The organism is Amycolatopsis rhizosphaerae (genome assembly GCF_007713715.1).
Lineage (GTDB): Bacteria > Actinomycetota > Actinomycetes > Mycobacteriales > Pseudonocardiaceae > Amycolatopsis_E > Amycolatopsis_E rhizosphaerae.
The window spans coordinates 1-4,258 of sequence record NZ_VJWX01000582.1; the positions used below are offsets into that span (position 1 = coordinate 1).

The following is a 4,258-nucleotide window of genomic DNA, read 5'->3' on the forward strand; positions in this document are numbered from 1 at the left end:
GGAATCAACGGCTTCGGCAGGATCGGGCGCGACGTCCTGCGCTGCGCGCTCGACCAGGCGGGCGGCAAGGTCGAAGTCGTCGCCGTCAACGACCTGCCCCCCGCCGCGACACTCGCCCACCTCCTGCGCTACGACTCCACCCACGGCCCGCTGGATCTCCCGGTCCGCGTCCACGAGGGCAAGGGCGAGAGCGAAGCCACCCTCGCGGCCGGACCGCACCTCATCCACGTCACCAGGATCGCGGACCCCGCCCGGATCCCCTGGGCGGCACTCAACGTCGACATCGTCATCGAAGCCACCGGCCGGTTCCGCACCCGCGAAGCCGCCGCCGCCCACCTCGACGCCGGGGCGGGCAAGGTCGTCATCACCGCCCCCGCCAAGAACGCCGACGCCACCATCGTCATGGGCATCAACGACGACGTCTACGACCCGGAGAACCACCACGTCGTCTCCAACGCCTCCGGCACCACCCACTGCCTGGCCCCGATGGTCTCCGTACTGCACCGCGCCTTCGGCCTCCGCCGCGGCCTCGTCACCACCATCCACAGCTACACCAACGACCAGTCCCTGCTCGACGGCCCCCACCAGGACCTGCGGCGAGCCCGCTCCGCCGCGGTCAACCTCATCCCCACCGGCACCGGCGCCGCCCGCACCCTCGGCGAGGTCATCCCCGAACTGGCCGGGAAACTCGACGCCATCGCCGTGCGCGTCCCCCTCGAAGACGGTTCGCTCACCGACCTCTCCGCCACCCTCGACATGCCGGTCACCAGCGGACAGATCAACCGCGCCTTCGCCGACGCCGCCGCCGGCTGCCTCAAACCCGTCCTCCGCTACACCGAAGACCCCATCGTCTCCCGCGACATCATCGGCAACCCCGCCTCCTGCGTGTTCGACGCGAGCCTCACCAGGGTGGAAGACGACCTGGTCAAGATCTTCGGCTGGTACGACAACGAGTGGGGCTACGCCCACCGCACCCTCGACCTCGTCGACCTCATCGCCAGCTACCAGCTCGGGTCCGTCTCAGCAACGGTGTTTCCAGCGTTGTTGATCAGTAGGTTTCGGCGGCCGGCCAACGGTCACCGAAGGTGACGGCGAGCGCGTTCAGCACGGGCTTCCAGCGCATCGCCCATCGGGCGCGCCCGGCCCCGGTCGGGTCCAGGCTGCGGGTCACAAGGTACAGGCACTTCATCGCGGCCTGCTCGGTGGGGAAATGCCCCCGCGCGCGGACCGCCCGCCGGTAGCGCGCGTTCAAGGATTCAATCGCGTTGGTCGAACACAACACTTTCCGGATCTCCGCATCATAGGAAAGGAACGGAATGAACTCCTCCCACGCGTTGCGCCACAACCGGATCATCGCCCGGTATTTATTGCCCCATTTTTCCTCCAGATCATCGAGAGCGACGAGCGCCGCATCCTGATTAGGTGCCGTGTAGATCGGTTTGATGTCTTTCTTGATCGCATCCCAATGTTGCCGGGGAACGAGCCGGAACGTGTTGCGGATCAAGTGGATGATGCAGGTCTGAACAATGGTTTGCGGCCACACCGCGGTCACCGAGTCCGGCAACCCCTTCAGGCCGTCGCAGACGAGGAAGAACACGTCGTTCACGCCACGGTTCTTCAGGTCCATCAGGACCGAGAGCCAGAACTTGGCGCCCTCGCCACCGGTGCCCGCCCACAGGCCCAGGACGTCCTTGCGCCCGTCCAGCGTGACACCGATGGCCGCGTAGACGGGCTGGTTGGCGACCTGCCCGTCACGCACCTTCACCACGATCGCATCCACGAACACCGCGGCATACACCGCGTCCAGGGGACGGTTACGCCATTCCTCCATCTCCCCGATCACCGCATCGGTGATCCGGGAGATCGTGTCCTTCGAGATCGACGCACCATAGATATCGGAGAAATGTGCCGAGATTTCCCCGGTCGTCAATCCTTTCGCATACAGCGACAGCGCAACCTCGTCCACACTGCCCAGACGTCGCTGCCGCTTCTTCACGATCTCCGGCTCGAAGGTTCCCTCCCGGTCCCGCGGGACCGCGATCTCGATACCGCCGACCGCGTCCGAGATCACCGTCTTCACCCGTGACCCGTTCCGCACATTCCTCGACTCGCGACCGCTCTCGGCACGGTTTTTCTCGTGCCCGAGATGCGTGGTCATTTCCTCGTTCAACGCTGTTTCCAACACGTTCTTGGTGAACAGCTTCAACAGGCCATCCGGGCCAGTCAGATCCAGACCCTTCTCCCGGGCCAACGCCACCATCTCCGCGGCGGCGGCCTGCTCCGGCGACAACGATCGTCCCGACTTGTTGATCTTCTTCCGCTCTGTGCTCACAGCATCAGAGGTCATCACTCACAGTGCCCATCCCGCCGGACCTCTGTCCGGCGCGTCAGGCTGGAAACACCGTTACCGAGACAGTCCCACCAGCTCTGACTGGAGAGAATCAGTTTGCGTGGCGGTGCGGGTGGCGGAACCTCAGGCGTCTTCTCGCCGCACCTCTTGCGCGTCAGTCCGGCAGCCAGTGCAGTTCGTGCGCCAGGGTTTTGGCGACGGCACGGACGCGGCGGTGTAGTGGCGACTGCTCGCGTGGGAGGACCAGGTGGAACGTCAGGCTGGGCGCGCCCCGCAGCGGTCGCCAGGTGAGACCGGCCGGTTGCGCCGTGGCTGCGGCTTCTCCGGCCGGGGCGAGGGTGACCCCGTCGCGCAGGTCGCGCTGAGACATGTCGAAAGAGACTGCGGGCGTGTGGAATCGGGGGTGTGGTCGGATGTCTCGGAACAGCGCGGACAGCTGATCGTGGATCACGGGGTTGGCCGCACGGTCCGGGAGCCGCAGCGGATACGCGGCCGCGTCGGCGATCTCGATCTCCGGGCGTTCGGCCAGCGGATGGTGCTGCGCCAGCTGGACCCCGACGCGGGCACGCCGCAGCAGGAACCGGCGCACGCCACGGCCCGGCTGTTCACCGCGGGTGATCCCGGCATCGATGCGGCCGTCGGCGACCGCGGGGGAGATCTCCGGTGTCGCCATCGGGACCGCGCCGACCTCGAGTCCGCTGTTGCCGCGATTCAGCCTGTCCACCAGGGCCGGTGCCGTCTCGGCCCCGGCGCTGAGGCTGTAACCGATGCGCAGCGTGCCCAGTTCACCGGCCGCCGCGCTCCGGGCGGTGTCCCACGCCCGGTCCAGCGCCGCCAGCGCGGGCGGCGCGGACTCCGCCAAAGCCGCACCGGCGGTGGTCAAAACGACGCTACGCGTGTCCCGGACCAGCAGGGCCGTACCGAGTTCCGCCTCCAATCGGCGCATCCGGGCGCTGAGTGCGGGCTGTGCGATACCGATTCGTGCGGCCGCGCGGGTGAAGTTCAACTCCTGCGCCAGCACCAGGAAGTACCGCAGGCTCACCGTATCCGGCGCCACCTGCCCTCCCTGCCGATTGATAACGATCCGTTCTGAGTCTATCCCGTACCGGTCTTTCCCTCGACCACACATCAAGCCCTAACCTGCGCATGCCGGGATCGATCGATCCGAGTGTCGATCCGAAGTCGGACGTGTCCGGCCGAACACAGGAGGTTTCCATGGCCAAGGGCTACTGGGTCAGTGTCTACCGCGCCATTTCCGACCCTGAGCGGCTGACTGCCTACAACAAGCTGGCCGGTCCGGCTGTCCGGGCCGGGGGCGGGCGCCTCCTGTCCCGTAACGGCCGAGTCGTCGCCCACGAAGCCGGAATCACGGAACGCGTCGTTCTGATCGAGTTCGACAGCTTTGAACAGGCCGTCGCGGCATACGAGAGCGAGGCATACCAGAAGGCGCTAGTGGCCCTCTCCGACGGCGTCGAGCGCGACTTCCGCATCATCGAAGGCATCGAATGACCGGCGGGCCCAGCCATCGCCGAGCATCCATCACCTGAAACGCACACAGTGCTGAACGACGACTCACGAGACGAGTTCGAAGCGTTGCCCCGCGTCCCAGAACCCCGGAACCCGGGACAACGCCGGGCCCCGGGTGCTGGATCCGCAGCAGGCAGTCAGGACTTCAAGATCATCCCGTGGCGGCTATTGGGCTCACCTTGGCTGGCCCCCCACAGAGCAAACGGCTCCGCCGCTCATAAAGCGCGACCTACCGCCCGGCCAGTGGCGGAGCCGACCACAGCGGGAACCAGCGGCCCAGGTCCGGCTCCACCGGCAACTCACCCTCCAACTGCGCCCGGATCTGCAACTCCAGCCCGTTGTCCCGGCGCGTCCCGCCGATCGGCGCGAACGGATACACCG

At 67.0% G+C, this 4,258-nt stretch carries 5 protein-coding genes; 2 read left to right on the top strand and 3 right to left on the bottom strand.

Features of this window, described 5'->3' with window-relative positions:
• A partial coding sequence (gap, locus tag FNH05_RS33580; protein WP_144592879.1) for a type I glyceraldehyde-3-phosphate dehydrogenase occupies positions 1–1,089 on the top strand: 1,089 nt, incomplete at its 5' end.
• On the opposite strand, the gene FNH05_RS33585 is transcribed toward gap, so the two are convergent.
• Both FNH05_RS33585 and FNH05_RS33590 read right to left on the bottom strand, forming a co-directional pair.
• Positions 1,049–2,260, bottom strand: a complete 1,212-nt coding sequence (locus tag FNH05_RS33585) for an IS256 family transposase (protein WP_246128100.1) — start codon at positions 2,258–2,260, stop codon at positions 1,049–1,051. The genes gap and FNH05_RS33585 overlap by 41 nt on opposite strands.
• Before the next feature lie 244 nt (positions 2,261–2,504).
• Complete coding sequence (locus FNH05_RS33590; protein WP_144592881.1) at positions 2,505–3,407, bottom strand: LysR family transcriptional regulator; 903 nt, start codon at positions 3,405–3,407, stop codon at positions 2,505–2,507.
• A gap of 158 nt (positions 3,408–3,565) precedes the next feature.
• Between FNH05_RS33590 and FNH05_RS33595 the strand changes: the two genes are divergently transcribed.
• Complete coding sequence (locus FNH05_RS33595; RefSeq protein ID WP_144592882.1) at positions 3,566–3,859, top strand: DUF1330 domain-containing protein; 294 nt, start codon at positions 3,566–3,568, stop codon at positions 3,857–3,859.
• A gap of 247 nt (positions 3,860–4,106) precedes the next feature.
• Here the strand turns inward: FNH05_RS33595 and pspAB are convergent, their stop codons facing one another.
• Positions 4,107–4,256, bottom strand: a complete 150-nt coding sequence (gene pspAB / locus FNH05_RS40125) for a PspA-associated protein PspAB (RefSeq protein ID WP_425458516.1) — start codon at positions 4,254–4,256, stop codon at positions 4,107–4,109.
• Positions 4,257–4,258: the final 2 nt, after the last annotated feature.

Bases quoted from the DNA above. Each gene is read 5' to 3' on its own strand.
- FNH05_RS33595 (WP_144592882.1), top strand. From the start codon at position 3,566: ATGGCCAAGGGCTACTGGGTCAGTGTCTACCGCGCCATTTCCGACCCT.
- FNH05_RS33585 (WP_246128100.1), bottom strand. From the start codon at position 2,260: ATGGTGGCGTTGGCCCGGGAGAAGGGTCTGGATCTGACTGGCCCGGAT.